This window comes from Paenibacillus hunanensis (assembly GCF_014645615.1).
Classification (GTDB): Bacteria; Bacillota; Bacilli; order Paenibacillales; family Paenibacillaceae; genus Saccharibacillus; species Saccharibacillus hunanensis.
This window is the reverse complement of record NZ_BMMB01000002.1, coordinates 227,782-247,023: the sequence shown is the minus strand read 5'-3', so window position 1 is coordinate 247,023 and position 19,242 is coordinate 227,782. Positions and strand designations below refer to the sequence as shown.

General features: G+C 46.8%; 15 protein-coding genes. 14 read left to right on the top strand and 1 reads right to left on the bottom strand.

Annotated features, from left to right (window positions below):
• Window positions 1-158: 158 nt before the first annotated feature.
• Window positions 159-1,088: an arabinan endo-1,5-alpha-L-arabinosidase AbnA gene (abnA, locus tag IEX62_RS04560; RefSeq protein WP_489433905.1), complete on the bottom strand. Its 930-nt coding sequence runs from the start codon at window positions 1,086-1,088 to the stop codon at window positions 159-161.
• A gap of 376 nt (window positions 1,089-1,464) precedes the next feature.
• On the opposite strand from abnA, the gene IEX62_RS04555 reads away from it, so the two are divergent.
• The 14 genes from IEX62_RS04555 to IEX62_RS04490 all read left to right on the top strand — a co-directional run bounded on the left by IEX62_RS04555 (window position 1,465) and on the right by IEX62_RS04490 (window position 18,786).
• The gene (locus tag IEX62_RS04555; RefSeq protein ID WP_188774239.1) at window positions 1,465-2,382 is read left to right on the top strand and encodes an ArsR/SmtB family transcription factor; all 918 of its coding nucleotides are present in this window, start codon (window positions 1,465-1,467) and stop codon (window positions 2,380-2,382) included.
• Window positions 2,383-3,290: 908 nt separating this feature from the next.
• Entirely contained in the window at window positions 3,291-3,686 is a 396-nt protein-coding gene (locus IEX62_RS04550; RefSeq protein WP_188774238.1) for a Fur family transcriptional regulator, read from the top strand.
• Entirely contained in the window at window positions 3,662-4,477 is an 816-nt protein-coding gene (locus tag IEX62_RS04545; protein ID WP_188774237.1) for a winged helix-turn-helix transcriptional regulator, read from the top strand. Before IEX62_RS04550 ends, IEX62_RS04545 begins: the two co-directional genes overlap by 25 nt.
• A gap of 273 nt (window positions 4,478-4,750) precedes the next feature.
• Window positions 4,751-6,076: an ABC transporter substrate-binding protein gene (locus tag IEX62_RS04540; protein WP_188774236.1), complete on the top strand. Its 1,326-nt coding sequence runs from the start codon at window positions 4,751-4,753 to the stop codon at window positions 6,074-6,076.
• 104 nt (window positions 6,077-6,180) lie between these two features.
• Window positions 6,181-7,062: a carbohydrate ABC transporter permease gene (locus tag IEX62_RS04535; protein ID WP_188774235.1), complete on the top strand. Its 882-nt coding sequence runs from the start codon at window positions 6,181-6,183 to the stop codon at window positions 7,060-7,062.
• The gene (locus tag IEX62_RS04530) at window positions 7,062-7,886 is read left to right on the top strand and encodes a carbohydrate ABC transporter permease (RefSeq protein ID WP_188774234.1); all 825 of its coding nucleotides are present in this window, start codon (window positions 7,062-7,064) and stop codon (window positions 7,884-7,886) included. Before IEX62_RS04535 ends, IEX62_RS04530 begins: the two co-directional genes overlap by 1 nt.
• Before the next feature lie 75 nt (window positions 7,887-7,961).
• Entirely contained in the window at window positions 7,962-8,951 is a 990-nt protein-coding gene (locus tag IEX62_RS04525) for a LacI family DNA-binding transcriptional regulator (protein WP_188774233.1), read from the top strand.
• A 102-nt stretch (window positions 8,952-9,053) separates the two neighbouring features.
• Window positions 9,054-10,010 carry an alpha/beta hydrolase gene (locus IEX62_RS04520; RefSeq protein ID WP_188774232.1) on the top strand — a complete coding sequence of 319 codons (957 nt, stop codon included), beginning with the start codon at window positions 9,054-9,056 and terminating at the stop codon, window positions 10,008-10,010.
• A 1,110-nt stretch (window positions 10,011-11,120) separates the two neighbouring features.
• The gene (locus IEX62_RS04515; RefSeq protein ID WP_308422627.1) at window positions 11,121-12,581 is read left to right on the top strand and encodes a catalase; all 1,461 of its coding nucleotides are present in this window, start codon (window positions 11,121-11,123) and stop codon (window positions 12,579-12,581) included.
• A gap of 543 nt (window positions 12,582-13,124) precedes the next feature.
• Entirely contained in the window at window positions 13,125-13,580 is a 456-nt protein-coding gene (locus tag IEX62_RS04510) for a hypothetical protein (protein ID WP_188774231.1), read from the top strand.
• Between the two features lie 875 nt (window positions 13,581-14,455).
• Window positions 14,456-14,872: a BlaI/MecI/CopY family transcriptional regulator gene (locus IEX62_RS04505; protein ID WP_188774230.1), complete on the top strand. Its 417-nt coding sequence runs from the start codon at window positions 14,456-14,458 to the stop codon at window positions 14,870-14,872.
• Window positions 14,854-15,735, top strand: coding sequence for a M56 family metallopeptidase (locus IEX62_RS04500; RefSeq protein ID WP_188774229.1), 882 nt, complete (start codon window positions 14,854-14,856; stop codon window positions 15,733-15,735). Before IEX62_RS04505 ends, IEX62_RS04500 begins: the two co-directional genes overlap by 19 nt.
• A 68-nt stretch (window positions 15,736-15,803) precedes the next feature.
• Window positions 15,804-16,232 (top strand): DoxX family protein, encoded by a 429-nt coding sequence (locus IEX62_RS04495; RefSeq protein WP_188774228.1) that lies wholly within the window; start codon window positions 15,804-15,806, stop codon window positions 16,230-16,232.
• 523 nt (window positions 16,233-16,755) lie between these two features.
• A complete protein-coding gene (locus IEX62_RS04490) occupies window positions 16,756-18,786 on the top strand; it encodes a methyl-accepting chemotaxis protein (RefSeq protein WP_188774227.1) in 2,031 nt (676 codons plus the stop codon).
• Window positions 18,787-19,242: the final 456 nt, after the last annotated feature.

Sequence of the window (19,242 nt, the reverse complement as noted above, 5' to 3'; positions counted from 1 at the left end):
CCGATAGCTACATAGTATGGTTTGGCGCTATAGCGATGTGAATCGAAATGGATTGTGATAATGAGTTGTTAGAGGATTAAATATAATATTTCCTCATTCCGCAATGACGTAAGCTGGTTGTCCGCACAGCCATCGTCCAATGCTGATCCCTTATTCATTTAGTAGGTAGGCCAGCCACTGGAATCCCATAATAGATCACTAATCAGTAGCTTTGGATTACCGTTGTCGGTCGCATCGTAGGCATGACGTGCAATAATGTTACCATTGTAAACGTCCTGACCACCCGGACCTTTCCAGCGATCATTCCCTGTATCAAAGATTGTGCCGCCACCGTTCAGCATGTTGACACCATTTTTGTCGACATAAGGGCCGGTGATGCTGGTGGAGCGTCCATACACCATTTTGTAGGTGCTATTCACGCCTTTGCAGCAGGAATCGATCGAAGCGAATAAATAATAATAGCCACCACGGTAAATGATACTTGGTGCTTCAATCGCCCCGTTATTGTTCGGACGAGCGGCGATCGAGCTAATGTTGCCGGTTGGCTTCATCGTATTCTTATCCAGCTTCACAATCTTCAGGCCGCTCCAGAATGAACCGAATGCCATCCATGGGTTGCCTGCTGCATCAATCACCAGATTCGGATCGATCGCATTGTAATTGTTAGCACTTGTCGATTGAAGAACGATACCCTCGTCCTTCCACTGTCCTGCACCGATACTGCTTGCACTTGCCAGACCGATCGCTGAACGATTTTCGCCAAAGGCGGAGATGGAGTAGTACAGCCATACTTTACCGTTATACTGCTGGATATCCGGTGCCCATACATCCATTTGTTTATGATTAGGCACGGCTGTTTTCCACCACGCTGGCTCGCTCAGGAAAATCTGTGGTACACGATACCATGAGGTGCCATTGTCTGACTTCAACACTTGCAGACCGGGTCCTGTAGAGAACGTATACCACGAATTGCCCTCCTTGATGATCGAAGGATCATGGACTGCGATATCACCCGACAAACTCCAGAATGCTGCAATTGCCCGCGACTGACCGGTTAGCATCATAACGACAACAAGGAATAGCGGCAAAGCTAAGCGTACAACCTTAAATCCTTTCGTCTTGCGGATTTTTTCCAAATGGAACGCCACCTCTCTGGGGATGATCATGATTTGGTTTAGTAAATGCTGAATCAATTTAGATATAATCACATTATAAAAGCGGTTACATGATATTTCAATGGTATATTTTAAATATATATTAATCAGTTTAGATTGATATATTGGTGGTTTACAAATCGAAAAAGGGATAAAATTGCAAAAAACAGCCGTTTTATAAGGATTTTAAGCTTTTTTGCTTTGTCTTTCTTTCCTGTTTGTAATGCTTTATAATTATCTGAAATAAAACATAAATGTGCATAGTCTAAAATGATAGGCTTTGCTCAGAACGGAGAAAGGACATCCATCTATGATTTATATTAAGGACCTGATGTCAGGCGTTAATATTTTCAAGGCGCTTAGTTCGGAGATTCGTATTCAAATTATCGAGCTGCTTGCACAAAATCAGAGTCTCAACCTGAATGATCTGGCAACCAAGCTCGGACTGAGCAACGGTGCCATCACCATGCACATCAAAAAGCTAGAAGAAAGCGGCCTGATTGAGATCAATACCGCTGTAGGCAAGCACGGCATACAGAAAATATGCTACCTCAACGAGGAAAAGCTCATGGTCGACCTGCGTTCCAAGGAGATTCATAATCGCTATGAGGTTGAGATTCAGGTCGGGCACTACAGCGATTATCAGGCAGCGCCAACCTGCGGTCTGGCAACGCGCGATAGCATCATCGGTGAATTCGATGACCCACGCTACTTTGCCGATCCATTGCGCATCGATGCCGAGATGATCTGGCTAAACGATGGCTATCTGGAATACCGCATCCCTAACTATTTGAAGCCCAACCAGACGTTTAACGAAATCCAGCTATCCATGGAGCTAGGCTCCGAAGCGCCTGGCTTCTGCGATAACTATCCGTCTGATATTTTCTTTTACATTAATGGAAAACAAATCGGCTGCTGGACAAGTCCTGGTGATTTTGGCGATACCCGCGGCACGTTCAACCCTGACTGGTGGCCGCCACACCTGAACCAGTACGGCATGCTAAAGCTGATCCGAATCACCCAGGACGGCAGCTACATCGACGGCTGCCGCATCTCCGACGTCACCCTGAGCGACATCGACCTGGATTACAAAAGCAACATCCATTTCCGAATCGCCGTAACCGACGGCCCCGCCAACAAACGCGGCCTCACGATCTTCGGCAAAAACTTCGGAAACTACGGCCAAAACCTGCTCGCAAGAGTACTGTATGATGTAAAGGATGACTAGGTGATCAATTCACAGCAACGACGTGCCCATAACAAGCCCTGTCACTCACAATCATTCCTACCATACGAAACGCATGTAGTGTAGCAACGTCATCGTACCGATGATATATGATAACGCGCATACTAAAGCCAGATCATAACTGAAAGTGAACGACAGCCATAGGATAGAGCGACTATAAATAAAGCTGGATAAACAGCAACACAGCAAGCCCAACCATAAATAAAACAAAGCACGAATAAAACAAGTCAAGTCACTCTACCTTAATTCCTTAGAAAATAGCTAGCAAATCGCCCAGCTTCCACACTAAACCAAACACCCAAACGAAGAGAATCACACCTGACTTTTTTTCAAGCTCTTTCTCTTCTCAAAACCTTATTCAACCCACCTCACTACAGGATAAATAAAAGTAAATACAAATCCCAAAAAGGAGTGCACCCAGCACTCCTTTTATTTTAAAAAGATAGTAAACACTATTAAAAAAACGCTGAACATTTTAAATGCTAAAGTTCTTAACTGCAAAGACCATAACTGCAAAAATCTTAAATACAAAGACCTTAAATGCCGCACCCCCTAAAGATGAAAACAATATTACGCTTGCTGCGAAAGCACACTTCTATGATGCCAACAGCACAGAACGGAGGGAAGGAAATAAGGGAAAAGGACGCCTTTGGAGCCCAGGAATCTACCTTCACTCCTAATCCGTAGATTTCTGGGCTCCACCGAAGGACGTTCCCTTATTCCTTACCGGAAGTGGATGATGCTCCCCCACACAATCTGCTAAATACCACCCCAGTAACATTTTTTCCATCCCCACCGATAACCATTATCACTTTAATTTCTAAAGCTATTGACCCGAATTTAAAATGGATTTATACTTATTCTAAAATCAAATTAAGGGAATGATCCATGTGAAAACCATCAATCTGACGACACAGCGTAAAGCTGTATATGATATCGTCTATCATGCTGATGATCACCCGACTGCCGCTGACGTCATGAATCGGTTGGTAGAGCGTGGTCATAATTTCGCTTATGGAACGGTATATAATTCGCTTCGCTACCTGACTGACAATGGATTGATCCGCGAGCTCAAGCTCGGTGAGGCTGCCAGCCGTTACGACGGCAAAATGGATGATCACCAGCATATTGTATGCGAATCCTGTGGTCGAGTAGACGAGGTTATGACAGGTGCACCGCTTCAATGGTATGCAGATGTAGCGGAGGAGACCGGGTACGATGTTCATCATGCACATGTTGTATTTAAAGGAGTGTGTACTGAATGCAAAAACAAATCGAAAAAGTAATTGAGAATGATTATCTTTCTGGCTCCCATTCAGCACTGAACTGGGGAACAGTGACCGATGAAGTTGATGCCGATACGATGGGGCTTGCTTGTCCAGTGACACGCCGCGTCGTAATTATTAGTCCAACTCCGAGCCGTGTGCACGAGCTGACACGCACATTATCCGATAGCTGCTTTGATGTGATGGTATTCCATCGCTGGGAAAATAGTGGCTCCGGTGCGATCAGTGCAGACCTGTACATCTTCGATATGATCTCATCGGCAGGCAGTACCGACATTGAACAGGCAAAGTCACGCATTAATGAGAATAATTCTCATGTACCTGCAATCTTCCTCGTTCGTGAAGAGATGCTTGCCCTGGGGATGAAGGAATGGACAGAAGAAGAATTGCTCATCTGGCCAATGCGTCCACAGGAAGGGCTATATCATGTGGAGCGTGTTATTCGTTCAAGTGCTAGCCGTCCAGTGGCTCCGGCTGCGGATGATGCACAGCATCGTATTGTGTTCAAGGATCTGTGGATCGATCGCAAAAAGATGACCGTTTACCGTGGTCAACGCCGTATCGATCTGACCAAAACAGAATACGATCTGCTGCAAATGCTAGTCGAGAGCGAGGGCGGCGTCCTGTCACGTGAGCAATTGATGAGTGAAATCTGGGGCACGCAATTTTTCGGCGGTAGCAATGTGGTGGATGTGCACGTCAAAAGCTTGCGTAAAAAGATCGGAGATAATGCGTCCGCACCGCAATACATTGCGACTGTGCGTGGTGTAGGATACCGTTTGGCAGATTAATGATGGAATAGACGGATAATCCAGGCACGTCGATATCGAGGGCGCCTGATATGTCCTGAACCACCTGTTAAGATAATATTTGTTCATTTGCTTGATATAACAAGCATACACATATACGATATCGCTCTGTCGGAAGCAGAAATGACGCTTCTGAGGCAGAGCGATTTTATTTTTATTTTCATATGTCAATCGATTGACATATACCCTAGTCAGCCGTTATTATAAAGCTGAATTTAAAATGTAAACGTATTCATCAATAGAGGGGGTTGCTACATGCTTAAAAAAGTTGCGCCATGGCTGGCTCTGCTGCTGATCCTGTCGCTCCTGGCTGCTTGTTCACAGGGAAAAGGGAAATCTGGAGCGTCATCCGATGCAAATGGTGAGGTCAAGCTGACATTTTTCAATACGTCTGCTGAGGTGAATAGTGTATTTGAGAAGCTGTTTGAAACGTATCATGAGCAGAATCCAAAGGTTACGATTGAATTGATTCCGACACCGATCGGTGGGGCGCAGCTAGAAAAGTTTCAATCCCTCCTCGCTTCAAACAACCCGCCAACCATCTCCAACCTCGATCCAGGGACGATTTTGCAATACAAGGATAAGTTCCTTGATCTCGATTCGGAAAAGTCGAAGTACGAAGGATTGACGAAGGCAGGCGCGGTAGAGAATGCGTTATTAGACGGCAAGTTCCTCGGTATTCCGTGGACAGCTCAGGGCTATGGTCTGCTGTACAACAAACGTGCTGTAGAGGAAGCGATCGGCGGTACATTTGACCCGGCATCGATCAAGACGCGCGATGATCTGGAAGCACTTTTTCAAAAAATACAGGCAGCAGGTAAGGCGCCCGTTATGCTTCACGGTGCAGATTGGTCGCTCGGCGCGCATTATCTTGGGCTGACGTATTCGCTACAGTCGAAAGATGTGGATACGAATCTGAAGTTTGTCAAAGGGCTGGAGGACGGTACGCAGTCGCTGGCGAATAACGCTGCTTTTAATGGCTTGATGGATACATTTGATGTATTGAAAAAATATAATGCTCGTAGCAAAGACCCACTTACTGCGGATTACAACAAGGATAGCTCTGATTTTGCGAAAGGCAATGCAGCCTTTTATTTTATGGGCGACTGGACATGGGCGGTCATTGGCTCCCTGCAAGGACGCGATCAGGACTTTGGAGTGATTCCTGTGCCGATCAGCAACAATCCAGCTGATTATGGCAATACGCAGATTGCCTATAGTGAGCCCAAGCTACTGGCGATCGACAATTCCGGTTCTTCTCCCGCACAGCAGGAAGCGGCGAAGAAGTTTATCGAGTGGCTGGTGACGAGCGATCAAGGGCAGAAGGCGATTGTGTCCGACATGGGGCTGGCGCTACCGTACAAGGATGTGAAGGTGAAGAGCACGAATGTGATCTCCAATGCGGTGAACGAATACGTCGATCAAGAGAAAACGATTAATATCGGTGTGATCAACTATTTACCGCAGGATTACTGGGCAAAAACGGGGGCATCGATGCAGAAATATCTGGCTAATGTGATCGACCGTCAGGGCTTGATCGATGAGGTGCAGGCATACTGGAAGTCGCAAGCAGGTAAATAACGCCATGCGCTCGCTCACAGGTAGAAGTGGGATGGAATAGGTACAATTTACGATATGCCTGTGAGCGAACCAGCGGTAGGATGACGGCTGAAAGAGAGGTCCACATGACTAGAAAACAATGGATGCGCAATACGGGCATATTTCTTCTGTTTGGCGGCCCTTCGGTGATTGCATTTATGGCGGTCGTCGTGATTCCATTTGTGGTAGGTCTGTATTTAACCTTTACAAATTGGGATGTGAATACCGGGGATAGTTCCCTGGTGGGGCTCGCTAATTATAAGCAGGTCTGGCTGGATACGGTATTCTGGCAGCAGCTCTGGTTCACGCTGCGCTATGTATTTTGCACGGTTGTACTCGCCAATGTGGCGGCTTTCTTTATCGCGCTGGCATTAACAGGTGGCAGACGGGGAGAGCAGTGGCTCCGCACTGGATTTTTCACGCCTAATCTGATCGGGGGGATCGTGCTCGGTTATTTGTGGCAGACGCTGTTCTCGCAGGTGCTGCCGTACCTCGGGGAAAAGTATGGCTGGTCACTGTTTGCTACATCGTGGCTGACAGATACAGACAAGGCATTCTGGGCACTGGTGATCGTCACTGCATGGCAGCTGATCGGCTATCTGATGATTATTTACATCGCAGGCTTTGCTGGTGTACCTGGCGATATATTAGAAGCAGCCAATATGGATGGAGCGAGCCGGATGGCGATTATTCGAAAAATTATGTTGCCGCTTACTGTGCCTGCGATCGTGATCTGTATCTTTGTCTCGTTATCGCGTTCATTTCTTACGTATGATATCAATCTGGCATTGACCAAGGGTGGGCCATTTAACTCGACCGAGCTGGCTACGTATCATATTGTACAAAAGGCATTCCTGTCGAATGAATATGGAGTCGGTCAGGCAGAAGCGGTTGTCTTATTTGCAGTCGTTGCTATCGTGGCATTGACACAATCGTATCTATTGAAGCGTTTGGAGGTGGAGTCATAATGACTGCGCAGCGCTGGCTAGTTTCGCTGAAAACGATCGTGTTATACGTATTGCTGCTGGTGTTTTTGACTCCATTTCTGATCATTATTATGAATTCATTCAAGACGACAGAGCAATTCGTTGATAATCCATTATCTTTACCGCAGGGGCTAACGCTGGATAATTATACGAGCGCCTGGGATAGTATGAATTTTTGGGATGGATTTATGAATTCGCTGACGATTACGGTGCTGTCGGTGCTGGTGATTTTGTTATTTTCGTCGATGACTGGTTATTTGTTTGTGCGTTTTAAGTGGCGGGTCAATGGCTGGCTCTTTTTTGCAATGCTGGCGTCACTGGCTTTGCCGTTTCAGGTGCTGATGATTCCGCTGGTCATGCTGTATGGGAATCTGGGACTGCTGGATTCGAAGGCGATCTTAATTTTTATGTATGCGGGATTTGGGGTGCCGTTCGGAGTATTCACCTTTCACGGCTTTATTAAAGGGATTCCGTATGAACTGGAGGAATCTGCATTTATGGAGGGAAGCTCCAGAGTGCATACCTTTTTCCGAATTGTGCTGCCGTTGCTCAAGCCTGTGTTTGTCACGCTGATCGTGCTGGATGTATTATGGATTTGGAACGATTATTTGCTGCCGAGTCTGGTGCTGCTGTCGCCGGATTATCGAACACTGCCACTATCCACCTATAATTTCTTCTCCTCCTATTCAGTAGACTTTTCCCCACTGATGGCAGGCTTGATTATGACGATCATTCCGGTGCTGGTGATGTATCTGTTCCTGCAAAAGCAGATCATTAAAGGGATTACGGAGGGTGCGCTCAAGTAAAGCATCGGTCGTTATACTGTATACGTGGCAATAACCGTTTATAATGAAGGTAAACAGCAAGGTGGTCTGAAGCAAATGCCCAAAATCGAAGATGTAGCAAGACATGCAGGTGTATCGGTAACAACGGTGTCCCGCGTTCTGAATGACCGCGGCTATATTAGCCAGAAGACGCGGGATAATGTACACCGAGCGATGAAGGAGCTGAATTATCAGCCCAATGAAATGGCGCGTGCATTGTTCAGAAGAAAGTCGAATATGATTGGCTTGATCGTTCCAGACGTGTCGCATCCCTTTTTCAGTGAGTTGACGTATCATCTGGAGTATGTAGCTGACCAGTACGGGTACAAGCTGATGCTGTGTAACTCCAATCGCGATGTAGCAAAGGAAAAGCAGTACATTGATATGCTGAAAAAGAATCAGGCAGATGGCATCATTATGGGCAGCTCGGTGCTGGAGATCGATCACTACCTGAATCTGGAGTTACCGATCGTATCACTGGATCGACAGCTATCCAAGGACATTCCTGTAGTCACCTCAGATAATGTGCTGGGTGGACAGCTTGCGGCGCAGCATCTGCTGGATAAGGGATGCAAGCATCCTGCCTATGTGTATCGTGGTCTTGGCGGCCCGCATCATGAAGCGATGCTAGCAAGCGGACGTGTGCAGGGCTATGGTGCTGTGTTAACCGCAGCGGATGTACAATCACTACATGTACAGCTTACCATAACAGAGCCGCAGGAGCAGATCGTTAATGGAGAACTGGTGCAATTTTTGCAGGAGCATCCCGAGGTGGATGGGATCTTCGCCAGCAGTGATGTGATTGCTGCCGAGATCATTCAAGCCTGTTATCAATGTGGGAAAAGTGTGCCGGACGATCTGTGTGTGATCGGATATGACGATGTGAAAATGGCTTCACTGATCACGCCTCGCCTGAGTACGATCCGCCAGCCGATCCGTGAGATGGCAACACACATGATTGAATTGCTGGTGCAGCATATGGCAGGTGAGATTGTTCCACATGAAACGATGCTGCCTGTATACCTGATCGAACGCGAAACGACTTGATCTGTACCGGAGCAGGTTGGATAGCGGAAAAGCAAGTCTGCTTTTCCACATTCGGTGTCATCCGGTTAACATAGATAATCTCGTAGTAGAGGATGGAATAAGATGAATAATGAAAAGTTCGAACATGCGCTTCACCCTGAATTGAAGGCAAGTCTTGGTTTGTTACAGCCGTTACAGCTACCGGAGCAGCTAGAGCAGGCGCGTCAGCTCAGACCACCCGCAATGGAGCCGAATGAACGGGTCACGATTCAGGAATACCATATTGTCGGAGGAAGTGATCAGTCTCTACGCATTCGTGTATATGTGCCTGTTAGTAGCACAGATTCCGAAATGACGTTACCTGGACTGTTATGGACACATGGTGGTGGCTATATACTCGGTACCCCCGAAGGCGAAGATCAGCTATGTGTGGACATCGCAGACACCGCAGGCTGCATCATCGTCTCGCCCGATTATCGCCTTGCACCAGAGCACCCTTATCCAGCCGGATTAGAGGATGCTTATGCAGCACTATGCTGGATGGTTGATCCTGCCTGTCCACTACCGATTCGTGCTGACCGACTCGCTGTCGGCGGAGCCAGCGCTGGCGGAGGACTCGCAGCCGCACTTGCTCTATTAGCCCGCGACCGTAGAGGCCCTAAGCTTTGCTTCCAGCTACTGCTGTATCCGATGATCGACTACCGCAACGATACCGCATCCAGCTACGAGATTCATCACCCACTCGTCTGGAACCGTGAATATAACTTGATCGCCTGGAAGCTCTACCTGGGTCACGACCCAGCAAATCATGCAGCATCGATCACCTACTATGAATCACCGAGCCTTGCACCCGATCTGACGGGCTTACCCCCAGCCTACCTGTGCGTCGGCCAGCTCGACCCTTTCCGCGACGAAACGATCCAGTACGCGACCCGCTTAGCTCAATCCAGCATCGCCACCGAACTACACGTCCAACCCGGCGCCTACCACGGCTTCGAAAACGTCGCCCCCACCGCCACCCCCAGCCAACGCTTCCGCAACGCCTACATCCAGGCACTGGTGAGAGCATTGAATGAGTAAATCGTAAAACTCCAATATACAAACTTCACCTCACAAGGATGAGCAGCTACGGTTGCTCATTTTCTTTTTGATAGATTTGCACAAGAACGGGATAGAAAGTTTCAAACTAACAATGCCAATCGCATCATCTTAAATGATCTATGATCTATATCAGGAGGTTTGCAATTACACTGAATAAAATGACTTAAATATGAAAAAGTTAAATTTGATAAAAATGCTCTATTTTAAAACAAAGGCTACTTTTCAAAGGCAAAGCTGCAACAAGTATAAGTATTATTGAATGCGTAGTTGATTGTAAATGTAAGTAATTACAACAAGTAGTACAAATGAATGCCAGTAAATGCCAGTGAATAAAGGCGAATACCTTTAATTACAGGTGATTAAAGACAAGTATAGGTAAGTATAAGTGATTGCAAATAAAGGGGAAGCTAGCATTTCATAAAGTATACTTACACTTCAGATCATTCAATCATCACGCCTCACATCGCTAAATGTTATTAAAAAATGCTATTAAACGCTTTTAGATGTGTAATTTAGATGTGTACTCAGGTCAACATGTTGCGAGCAGCACAGAACGGAGGGAAGGAAATAAGGGAAAAGGACGATTTTGGAGCCTGGGAATCTTCATTTACTCCTAAAATTAAAAGATTCCCGGGCTCCACCCGAGTCCGTTCCCTTATTCCTTCCCGCAAGTGATGGATGCCCCAACCACTCCACCAACTTAGCAAGCGAAAGAACTAAAGAACTAAAGAACTAAAGAACTTAAAAGACTTAAAAGACTTAAAAGACTTAAAAGACTTAAAAGACTTAAAAGGCTTCAAGAACTCAAAATAAATCATTTGATCACCTTCACCCCTTCTTCATCCAAGCCTCACAAAAGCATCACCCAACACTCATCCTTCGCTCATGAACGCCCCCACCACCGATGCTAAAATAACACTACATTCAAATTTTGAAATCAGTCTAAATGCAAGTCTAATGACTACCCAGTATTTTACGCTACTATGCGATCGCACGATTCCTAAGCATTTCCCATCATCAGACCGTAAAATACCCGGCGGTACATTAGACCGAGCCGAGCATGATTTCCGCTTCGAAAGGATGATAACGATGGATAACCGTTTGACGACTAACCAGGGAGCTCCGGTAGGAGATAACCAGAATTCCCGTACTGCTGGACGCCGAGGACCAACGCTGCTGGAGGATTACCATCTGCTCGAAAAGATTGCTCATTTTGACCGTGAACGTATTCCAGAGCGTGTTGTACACGCAAGAGGTGCAGGTGCACATGGCGTATTCCGTGTAGAGAACAGCATGAAGGAATACACCCGGGCTGCTTTCCTGCAAGAGGTAGGTGCAGAAACGCCAGTCTTTGTCCGCTTTTCCACTGTTATTCATGGAGTAGGCTCACCAGAGACAGCACGCGATCCGCGCGGCTTTGCAACCAAGTTCTATACGCAGGAAGGTAACTATGATCTGGTCGGTAACCATCTGCCTGTCTTCTTTATCCGCGATGCGATCAAATTCCCGGATATGGTGCACTCGCTCAAGCCCGATCCACAGACCAATATCCAGAATCCTGGACGTTACTGGGACTTTATGACACTCACGCCAGAGTCGACACATATGCTAACCTGGTTGTTCTCTGATCATGGAACACCAGCTAATTACCGTGAAATGGACGGCTTTAGCGTCCATGCCTTCAAATGGGTGAATGCTGAAGGTAAAGTGACCTATGTAAAATACAAATGGGAATCACTACAGGGTGTACGTAGCTTCTCCGCTGGCGAAGCAGAGCAGCAGCAAGGCAAAGACTTCAACCATGCGACTCGTGATCTGTTTGACCATATCGAAAAGGGCGAGTTCCCGCAGTGGCAGCTCAAGGTACAATTGATCCAGCCAGCTGACATCGACAACTATTCGTTCGATCCGCTAGATCCAACCAAGGTATGGCCGGAAGAGCAATTCCCATTCCATATCGTGGGAACGATGACATTGAATAAAAATCCAGATAACTTCTTTGCTGAGGTGGAGCAGTCCGCATTTTCACCAAGTGCACTCGTACCAGGCATTGAGCCGTCCGAGGATAAGCTGCTACAGGGTCGTCTGTTCTCCTATCCAGACACGCAGCGCCATCGTCTGGGACCGAACTATTTACAAATTCCAGTGAACTGCCCGTATGCTCCGGTACGCAATCACCAGCGCGATGGCTTCATGAATGTGAACCAGGATACGAGCCGTTATAACTACGAGCCGAACAGCTATACAGAGGGACCTGTTGAAGATCCAGCCTATACAGAAACCGAAGTCGAGCTGCAAGGTCACGTAACACGTCAGAAAATTGAAAAGACAGACGATTTTGCCCAGGCGGGTGAACAATATCGTTCATATAATTCGTCGGAGAAGGATAATTTACTGTCCAATCTGGTTAATGATTTACAGGGAGTGAAAAAGGATATTCAGCTGCGAGCGATTTGCAACTTTATCCGTGCTGACCGTGAATACGGCATGCGTCTCGCTCAGGGACTCGGCGTGGATATTAGCGAATTCATGTCCCAGCTACACTCCTGATCAGTGAACCATTGATTCGCACCCTGCGTATATGAGGGTAGGAGGTCAAGCTTCAGTGTATACAGGCTCGGTCTTCTTCCGGTAAGGTCCGCATAACGCGGATTGGTGTGATCCAGTGTCCGGCTTATCGACCATGCAAGGGGTGGCCTTTAAACGGTTAAAGTCGGATGCTTTTATATACAGCCTGTTGAATCGCTCCTGGTAAGTATGTGCAGCCTAAATAGAAGCAGAGGATACGGAGCTGTTCGACAAGCCCACAGCAAAGCTGTCTGCGGCGCATGAAGCCGGGTACTGCGGAGCCTGAATGAAGTCGGATGATGTATCGCTATCATTCAGCAGCCGCCTGAGCCCGTAAGCCGCAGCGGACAAGGCCATATGGCCATCATATAGATGTACTGGCAGGGGGAAGCGTTGCATAATGAGTTTGCGCTTCTCCCTGTTTGTTTCTCTCACCGCAGGGTCTGTTAGTCGTTCAATGCCGATTCAGCTTTACAGGAATGCAGGCTTTTGATTCACGATGGAACAGTAGAGGAGAGATCGCCCATGAACAAATGGACAGTTCGGAGTATGGTTAGTGTGCTGGCGGCTGTGTGTCTCATCGGTTCAGTTGCTGTTCAGCCTGCTAGGGTAGACGCGGCAAGCCTGGCTGCACAGCAAGTAGTAGAACGTACCCAAAACGGAGGCTTGCCATCCGATTTCCCCATTCCAGATGATGCCACCGTGGTCACCGCTGCGCGTAGTGATAACAATCAGGAGCACTTTGTTCGTTTGACGCTACGCACGATGCTGAGTATGGAGCTGCTCGCCAAAACATATAGTGAATATTTCCGCAGCGTAGATATGCCAGATGCCATCAAGAAGATCAGCGAGGAAGGCCTACTCATTCAAGGCGATAATGCACAGACCGGCGAAAGCTGGATTTTGATAGCTAACCCCGTCGACCCCAGCGCAACCAACGGAGAAGTACAGATGACCTTAGTCTGGAACGATGCCCGGTAATGCTAGGTTGTAATAGCATAGATAAAATAAATGAACAATGTAACGCAATAAAATCCCACATTGTCCCCAATCATAACCCCTTACGTTATCCTACCGAACGCCCACCTGTTACAACGTCCATGTAACAAACGGCGTTCGGATAGAATAGCGTTTACCAATGCCTGCGATAAGGTGCAGATGCACACCACTCGTCAATTTGTCTCTATAAAACCAACGCTCAAAGAACCCCACATCTACCTCCATAACAAGCCTATATACAGATGTATACATGTACACAGAGCTATATAAACCAGACATCTCTACATAAAATAGACATTAAACTATCGAACAACATATCAATTCCCGAAGTATACTTTGCCAAAGAAACAAGAAACAAGAAACAAGAAACAAGAAACAAGAAACAAGAAAATAAAAATTAAAATAAAAATGAAGAAATAAAGGCAGGAATGAGAAAACAAATAAAGCATTGAATGAGGAAATCAAGATATAAAATGTAGCGATTGCCCAATCCCTACCCTGCCCACCACCCGGGGGATATAAGCAAGCGCGTAGGGATGCACCATGCACGGAACGAAGGCAAGGAAATAAGGGGAAAGGACGACTTTTGAGCACGGGAATCTACATTTCACTCCTACTCCGTAGATTCCTGTGCGAGACCGGAGTCCGTCCCCTTATTCCTTGCCGGAGTGGCCCCATGCCCATCCCCCCAAGCCTTCTCATCCCCACCAAAAAACATTTATTTCCAAAAAAATAACTCAGAAGCTATCAAAAAGTATAGACTGATACGCAAAATGTGTTAATATACAATTAACTATATGAGTTTGACTTGCTCTAAAGGTCAGCACTACAATAAGTAGTGTGAGGTGGCGAGCAGAATGAAAATTAAAAAGTTTAATGTAGGTACGACGGGATTGGATCGTTTCTTTGGCCCATTGGAAGCTAAAATTATGAATGTGCTCTGGGATGCGGAGCATCCGCTAACGATCAAGGAGGTTCAGCAGTCGCTCGATCATGAAAAGTCGCTTAGCTTTAACACGGTCATGACGGTCATGAATCGACTGGTGGAAAAAGGGGCGCTACAGAAGCAAATGGAAGGCAAAAGCTTCCACTATGTGCCACTGGAAAGCCGTGAGGACTTTCTGGATCATCAATCCAGAGAATTAACCCATGAACTGATGGAGGAATTTGGCTCGCTTGCTGTCAACCATATGGTCGATGTGCTGGAGGAGGTTGACCCCAAACTTATTCAAGCCTTGGAGGACAAAATCAGACAATGGAAAAACAACGGGTAGAATGGTGGAAACGTCGCTCTGATCGTCTGCTAGGCACAGGGATGGGCATGGCTGGTTTTACGTTTGTACTGATGAGTATGTATGCCATGCATATGCTGTTTGGCTGGAATATTCCGTTTGATGTGCTGCGTATTTGCAATATGTGGATGCAGGAGCATGGCTGGTTTTCGGTGAGTCATCTGCTAGCAGGGCTGGTGATCTGTACATTCGTGCTATTTACAGGCTATGCGATGGATCAGTGCCATGGCTCCTATCGTGCAGCACGACGTTGCCGTAAGCTGGAAAACCGTGCGTTATCGGAGCGCTTTAATCAGCGCTATCGTCCACATGATGAACCGATCTTTATGATTGTGCGTCATCCTGAACCGCTGGCTTTGACGATGGGGATACTACATCGACGTATTATCCTGTCCGAGGGACTACTACATCTGCTGGATCATGAGGAGCTAGAGGCGGTCGTGTATCATGAGCTGTTTCATTATGAACAGCGTGATCCGCTGCGAACCTTTTTGCTGACGCAGGCTGCATTTGCACTGTGGTTTCTACCTATGCTACGCAATGTAGCGAATCATTACAAAATCTCACGCGAGGTGCTTGCCGATCATGCTGCGATTCAGCAATTAGGCACCCCCGCAGGTATTGGAGGCGCATTGCTCAAGCTGGTGAAAAGCTCACGAGCACGTATGCAGCTTCCATCGCGAATGATCTATTCTTCATTCGCGGAGACATCGCTCAACTACCGCATTCACCGGATTATCGAGCCTGATAGTGGTCATTCACCACGTCTTGCTTTATGGTCGGTCGTCATTTCATTGCCTATTTTAATCGTACTTAGCGTATTGGTGTTATGGTCGCTCGTATAACGATACAGGGCGGCTTTTCATAAAATAAAACTACAAACTGTAGTGTAACGACAAAGGAGGCATTTATAATGAATTTGCTTAGAAGAAATGCGGAGGTAGGTCTGCTGATCGTGCGTGTGCTGACGGGTATTATTTTCCTGGTACATGGTATCTCCAAATTCCAGGGTGGTATTGCAGGCACGCAGGGGTTTTTCCAGAGCGTAGGGATTCCAACCTTCCTCGCGCCAATCGTCGGTGGTCTGGAGATCGTTGGCGGTATTGCGTTGATCCTCGGTCTGTTCACGCGTATTGCGGGTGTCGTGCTGGCAGTGATTATCGTAGGTGCTTTGCTGACAGCGAAGATGGGGCAGCCGTTTATGATGGGAACCGAGTTCGATTATCTGGTGCTGTTCACTAGCTTGCAAATGGCACTGGCAGGTAGTGCGCTGCTGTCACTCGATAGTGTGATTTTCGGCAAAAAGGCACGCGGTGAGAATAGACGTCTGGCGGAGAACTAATCCTCGTTATTCGTTTAGCTGCTGCATGGCGTACAGCGTTTAGCAGGTAGGGAGCTAGTCTAACAGCATTATTTTATAGCTCAACGATTATGTTTCTTGTCGAAAAGCCTTTGTATATGTATAAAAAAGCGGGATATGGCGCAGTAGCCAGATATCCCGCTTTTTTTGTATGTCCTAAAAGAGAAAAGCCCGCTGATGAAGGAATATGAACGCTATGAAAATTACACGAATTGCAGCATGAAGTGGAGAAGTCATGAACGATGAGTCATTGAAAACACAGGGGATTTTATCATCTAAAAATAGGTGAAATGTGTCGAAATGAAATATAGACGAGTGTATTTTGAACATTAATCATTGCGTAAAACGGTTAAAATCGTGCAGAAACATTCACATTTCTGCAAATTTCGCATTCCATGTTAGATATGTATAAATAAATGGGTTCATAAGGGCGATATATACAATATTAGGTATAATTTCATACCCGTGTCTTATTAATTATTGTATGTCTAAAGGGGAAAAGAGTGTGGTCAATGTGAAGAAAGCGGTGAAGGCACCAAAAGTACCAAAAGCACCGAAAATAAAGAAGGAGAAAAGCAAGCATTTTCGCTGGACGATTCGTAATCAGCTGATTGCTGCTTTTATCGTTATTTTGCTAGGTCCCAGTCTTGGCATTAGTTTAACGCTATATGATAAAGCTAGAGATCAGGTACAGTCGCAGCTGGTTACCAGTGCAGGGCAAAGCGTCAGTACAGCAGATAACTTTGTGCAAAGCTCGCTACAGGCGAAGTTTTACGATGCAGAGTATTTGTCGAAGCTATTTAACGCTTCGATGCTGGATGGGCGCTTTAGTCCACAAATTGTGCCGATACTTGCACAGTATAAGGGCTTGCATCCAGAAGTCGTGGATACTTTTGTAGGGACAACGGATGGTACGATGATCCGTGCCATCCCAAAGGAAAATGAGAACGGCTATGATCCACGTGAACGTGATTGGTACAAAATGGCGATCGCAGCGCCAGGTAAAACGGTCATGACAAGCGTTGTCATCAACTCCAGCAATCTGCCGGTTGTCGTTATCGCACGCACATTGCCGGACAATTCCGGGGTACTGGGCGTATCGCTTAACCTGCAAAATATCGCCAAGCTGGTCGATATTCCGGTTGGACATGAGGGCTACGTAATCGTACTGGATCAGGATCGTAAATATATCGTTAGCCGTAATGGTACACCGGGCGATGTAGCGACAGGCAACTATCTGGAGCAGATGTATGCGAAAGATAGCGGACAGATCGATTATGTATTCGAGAACCGTGGCAAAAAAATGGTGTTCCAAACCGACAAGCTGACCGGCTGGAAAATTGCCGGCACGATGTATACAAGTGAGATTGATAATGCTGTAGCACCGATTCGTCATACGGCAATGATCATCGTAGCGATTGCACTGGTTATCGCCGCTGGGATTATGATTTTCAGCATCCGTATGATCATGAAGCCGATTCGCTCGCTTCGTCAGACGACACAGCAGATCAGTCAGGGCGATCTTAGCGTCAAGATTGATCAGAGTAAAAATAATGAGGTTGGTGATCTGGCACGCGACTTTGCGGTCATGGTCGGCAATCTGCGTGATATGATCGAGCGTGTTCGGGATACGACCGATAATGTATCGGCTGCCTCGGAGGAGCTATCTGCTGGAGCGGAAGAAACCAGTCGTTCGGTTGAGCATGTAACGATGGCGATTCAGGAAGTTGCAACAGGCAGTGAGCGTCAGGTAAACAGTGTGAATGAGGGAGCGACAGCGATTCATCGTATGTCGGAGCGTGTAACCGAGATGTCTACGCATGTAAACGAGGTGACCACGACGCTGGGTGAAGCCTCCAAAGCTGCTGCTCGTGGTAATGAATCGGTTATCGATGTGGTACAAAAAATCTATGATATCCAGACAACGGTCGAGCATCTGAGTACAGTTATTAATCAGATGAGTGAGCATTCCTCCGAAATCGATGGTATCGTGGTGCTGATCCGCAATATCGCCAAGCAAACGAACCTGCTGGCACTGAATGCTTCGATCGAGGCAGCACGTGCAGGCGAGCATGGTAAAGGCTTCGCTGTAGTAGCAGAGGAAGTACGTAAGCTTGCTTCCGAGTCGTCAGATTCGGCACAGCGTATTGGCGATCTAATCGTTGGTATGCAGGGTGTGGTTACGCAATCGCTGGAGGTTATGGATCAGGCGAAACAAAATGTCGAGGGCGGTATTATGGCGGTAGATACGTCGGGTCGGTCGTTCTCGAAAATTAACCGCTCGATCAAAGCGGTTGCTCGTAAAATGGACGATATGACAGGCGTAACCGGACAACTGACGGGTGATGCCGAAGCGGTTGTTGCTGAGATTGAAAATATCGCTAGCATCTCGGATCAGGCAGCAGGCAATACAGAAACGATCTCCGCCGCAGCTGAGGAACAGCTTGCTTCTATGCAGGAGGTGTCCAGTGCTGCAACCGATCTGACACGTCTGGCAGAGCAGCTGCAAGAGCTGGTGGCGCGCTTCCGTCTGTAATAGAAACGGACGATAGTCAGGATTCATTCCTTAAACGTAAAGACGATGAAGCATTCCGTATATATTGGATCAATGCAGGCCTATGCATGGATGATGTCTAGCCGTGTACGTGGAATGGATGTAACGATGACGCTGGATCATTTTCACAGTATATCGCTGTAAAACTTGATCAACTATAAGGAAGTCATATAACGAAATATGCTCAGGCTTGTTTGATTGTTCAGCCGCTGCTCCATATATAGAATGGGGCAGCGGTTTTTTTTGTGGAAATAAGGCGTCAAGGAACTGGTATGTGCGTTTGAATATTTTATCGTATACACGCGACCATCTTCCGCAAATGATAGTTGTCGGATGACAGGTCGAAGATTATGCTAATGAGGACAGAAGAGGTTTGCAACTGTCGTCAGCTAGCAGGTATAATACATTATATTCGTTAGTTTGTTACAATTATTCAGT

Bases quoted from the DNA above. Each gene is read 5' to 3' on its own strand.
- IEX62_RS04555 (WP_188774239.1), top strand. From the start codon at position 1,465: ATGATTTATATTAAGGACCTGATGTCAGGCGTTAATATTTTCAAGGCG.
- IEX62_RS04545 (WP_188774237.1), top strand. From the start codon at position 3,662: ATGCAAAAACAAATCGAAAAAGTAATTGAGAATGATTATCTTTCTGGC.
- IEX62_RS04540 (WP_188774236.1), top strand. From the start codon at position 4,751: ATGCTTAAAAAAGTTGCGCCATGGCTGGCTCTGCTGCTGATCCTGTCG.
- IEX62_RS04535 (WP_188774235.1), top strand. From the start codon at position 6,181: ATGACTAGAAAACAATGGATGCGCAATACGGGCATATTTCTTCTGTTT.
- IEX62_RS04530 (WP_188774234.1), top strand. From the start codon at position 7,062: ATGACTGCGCAGCGCTGGCTAGTTTCGCTGAAAACGATCGTGTTATAC.
- IEX62_RS04525 (WP_188774233.1), top strand. From the start codon at position 7,962: ATGCCCAAAATCGAAGATGTAGCAAGACATGCAGGTGTATCGGTAACA.
- IEX62_RS04520 (WP_188774232.1), top strand. From the start codon at position 9,054: ATGAATAATGAAAAGTTCGAACATGCGCTTCACCCTGAATTGAAGGCA.
- IEX62_RS04515 (WP_308422627.1), top strand. From the start codon at position 11,121: ATGGATAACCGTTTGACGACTAACCAGGGAGCTCCGGTAGGAGATAAC.
- IEX62_RS04510 (WP_188774231.1), top strand. From the start codon at position 13,125: ATGAACAAATGGACAGTTCGGAGTATGGTTAGTGTGCTGGCGGCTGTG.
- IEX62_RS04505 (WP_188774230.1), top strand. From the start codon at position 14,456: ATGAAAATTAAAAAGTTTAATGTAGGTACGACGGGATTGGATCGTTTC.
- IEX62_RS04500 (WP_188774229.1), top strand. From the start codon at position 14,854: ATGGAAAAACAACGGGTAGAATGGTGGAAACGTCGCTCTGATCGTCTG.
- IEX62_RS04495 (WP_188774228.1), top strand. From the start codon at position 15,804: ATGAATTTGCTTAGAAGAAATGCGGAGGTAGGTCTGCTGATCGTGCGT.